Source organism: Veillonella sp. CAG:933 (assembly GCF_000431435.1).
Classification (GTDB): Bacteria; Bacillota; Negativicutes; order Veillonellales; family Veillonellaceae; genus Veillonella_A.
Genome location: NZ_HF986209.1, coordinates 68,610 through 71,254 on the forward strand (window position 1 = coordinate 68,610; position 2,645 = coordinate 71,254).

The window sequence follows — 2,645 nt, forward strand, 5'->3', positions numbered from 1 at the left end:
TTAGCTAAGGCCGACGCCGATTGGCAGGCTGAGATTGAAGCCATTGCCAAAGAAATTGTACCAAATCCAACTGAGAGTAATTGACAAGAAAGTCTAAGTGGGATAAAGTATAGAGTTAGATAAGGAGGTAAGACATGGCAGTTGTAAATTTTGAAATCTATAAAGTATTAGGCACCTTATCTGAAAATAAAGATGGGTGGAAAAAGCAACTTACTTGCACCAGTTGGGGGCGTTATAATCCTAAATTCGACCTTCGTTCCTGGGACAGTGAATATAATGGTATGACTAAGGGGATTACCTTATCGCTCGAAGAAATCGTGGCTCTTCGCGATTTATTGAATGAAGTGGATTTAGAAGCGGCTTACGAAGAATCCGTAGCGGAACGTCAAGCTGCCAAAGCAGCTGAAAAAGCGGCTGAAAAGGACTCCGCTGACGAATAAGCAAAATTTAAGTAATGAGTTGCATTAACTGATTGTCCATGATATAATCAATAAGCATAGTTTTGGACAGTGGAAAGAGGTGTATAGAATGAAACAAGGAATTCATCCTAATTATGGTGAAGCTACCGTAACTTGCGGTTGTGGCAATACGTTTAAAACAGGTTCCGTTAAAAGCGATCTTCGCGTAGACGTATGTTCCAAATGCCATCCGTTCTTCACAGGACAGCAACGTACTGCTCAGGCTCGCGGTCGTATCGAACAATTCAACAAGCGTTACGGTAAATAATTACTGTAGTCTAGCTATACAAATAATACGGCAGAGCTTCGGCTCTGCCTATATTTGTTTGAGAGAGGAGACGCATTGGAAACGAAGCGAGTTAAAAAGTTTGTCGGAGGCCAAGCCGTCATTGAAGGTGTTATGATGCGCGGCCCTAAATATACAGCCACAGCGGTTCGTGAACCGGGTGGCCAAATTGTGGTGGATACGAAACCGACGAGTTCAATCAGTGATAAGTATCCCATTTTGAAAAAACCTTTGTTACGAGGTTGTGTGGCTCTTTATGAGTCTTTAGTTATCGGTATGGGTGCCCTTTCTTTTTCCGCTAAAGCAGCCGGTGAGGAAGAGGAAACCATGTCGAATAAAGAAATTGCCCTTACCATGGTGTTTTCAACAGTTATGGCAATTGCCTTATTTTTGGCATTGCCCACGTATGCGGCTAAATGGATTCCCGGTATCGGTGACAATCATTTTGTATTAAACTTGGTAGAAGGGGCGATTCGCCTTCTTTTATTTTTGATTTATATATGGGCCATAGGTCAAACGAAAGACATTCGCCGTGTATTCCAGTATCACGGCGCAGAGCATAAAACGATTCATACCTATGAAAGTGATGTACCGTTGACAGTTGAAAATGTGCGTGAGCATTCACGTTTACATGCACGTTGCGGCACTAACTTTTTATTAATCGTTATGGTAACGAGTATTTTTGTATTCGCTTTTTTAGGTTGGCCAAGCTTATGGGAACGCATTATTTCCCGTGTTCTTTTGATGCCGGTAGTAGCCGGTATTGCCTATGAAATGATTCGTTTGGCGGGACGCAGTGAAAGTGTAATCGTTAAGGCCTTAATTACGCCCGGTTTGTGGTTGCAGTACATGACGACTCGTGAACCGGATGACGACCAAATTGAAGTGGCTATTCGAGCTTTGGAATCGGTACGGCCGGCTGAAGAAGACGCTTATGAATCTTAGCTGTGCCGACGGAGTATTAAAATCTGTTACAGCAGTTCTATAGTGTCGTCAATATTAGTTTGAAAGGGGTACCCGTTTCATGGTTTTAGTAGATAGATTACAAGTTATTGAAGATAAATTTATGGATTTGGAGCAGCGCATCAGTGACCCTGAAGTGATTGCCCGTCAGCAGGAATGGCAGAAATTAACACGTCAACACGCTTCCCTTACGGAAACCGTTAATACCTTCAGAGAATATAAACAAGTTCTCGCCGGTCTTGATGAAGCCTTGGAAGTAGTAGAAGATAAAAGCTTAGACGAAGAATTTCGTGAAATGGCTCAAGAAGAGTTAAAAGAATTAAAAGAGCGCAAAGAAGAGTTGGAAGAACAACTCCACATTTTGCTTTTGCCAAAAGATCCTAATGATGAAAAGAACGTTATCGTGGAAATTCGCGGCGGTGCCGGCGGTGATGAAGCGGCTTTATTTGCGGGTGATTTATTCCGCATGTACACTAAATACGCGGAAGCACAAGGTTGGCGCTGTGAAATCATCGATGCCAACGCACCGGAATTGGGCGGCTTCAAAGAAGTGGTGTTCTCCGTTGACGGTAACAGTGCTTATTCCAAATTGAAGTTTGAAAGTGGTGTACATCGTGTACAGCGCGTGCCGGAAACCGAATCGTCCGGTCGAATTCATACCTCTACCGTTACCGTAGCCGTATTGCCGGAAGCGGAAGATGTAGACATTGAAATTAATGATAAAGACCTTCAAATCGATACCTATTGTGCCAGCGGTGCCGGCGGTCAGCACGTTAACCGTACTGAATCGGCCGTGCGTATTACGCATAAACCGACAGGCATTGTAGTTGCGTGTCAGGATGAACGGTCTCAGTTAAAAAATAAAGATAAGGCAATGCGCGTATTACGTGCTAAATTGCAAGATAAAGCCGAACAGGAAGCGGCCGCCAGCGTGGCAG

The 2,645-nt window shown here is 43.6% G+C and carries 4 protein-coding genes; all 4 read left to right on the forward strand.

What is annotated here, in order from left to right; genetic code table 11:
• Positions 1-134: 134 nt before the first annotated feature.
• Complete coding sequence (locus tag QZL64_RS08085) at positions 135-440, forward strand: YdbC family protein (RefSeq protein WP_021841493.1); 306 nt, start codon at positions 135-137, stop codon at positions 438-440.
• Between the two features lie 88 nt (positions 441-528).
• Complete coding sequence (gene rpmE, locus QZL64_RS08090) at positions 529-726, forward strand: 50S ribosomal protein L31 (RefSeq protein ID WP_021841494.1); 198 nt, start codon at positions 529-531, stop codon at positions 724-726.
• A gap of 132 nt (positions 727-858) precedes the next feature.
• Positions 859-1,689, forward strand: a complete 831-nt coding sequence (locus tag QZL64_RS08095; RefSeq protein ID WP_412427717.1) for a DUF1385 domain-containing protein — start codon at positions 859-861, stop codon at positions 1,687-1,689.
• A gap of 79 nt (positions 1,690-1,768) precedes the next feature.
• A partial coding sequence (prfA, locus tag QZL64_RS08100; protein WP_296309479.1) for a peptide chain release factor 1 occupies positions 1,769-2,645 on the forward strand: 877 nt, incomplete at its 3' end.

Bases quoted from the DNA above. Each gene is read 5' to 3' on its own strand.
- QZL64_RS08085 (WP_021841493.1), top strand. From the start codon at position 135: ATGGCAGTTGTAAATTTTGAAATCTATAAAGTATTAGGCACCTTATCT.
- rpmE (WP_021841494.1), top strand. From the start codon at position 529: ATGAAACAAGGAATTCATCCTAATTATGGTGAAGCTACCGTAACTTGC.
- QZL64_RS08095 (WP_412427717.1), top strand. From the start codon at position 859: ATGATGCGCGGCCCTAAATATACAGCCACAGCGGTTCGTGAACCGGGT.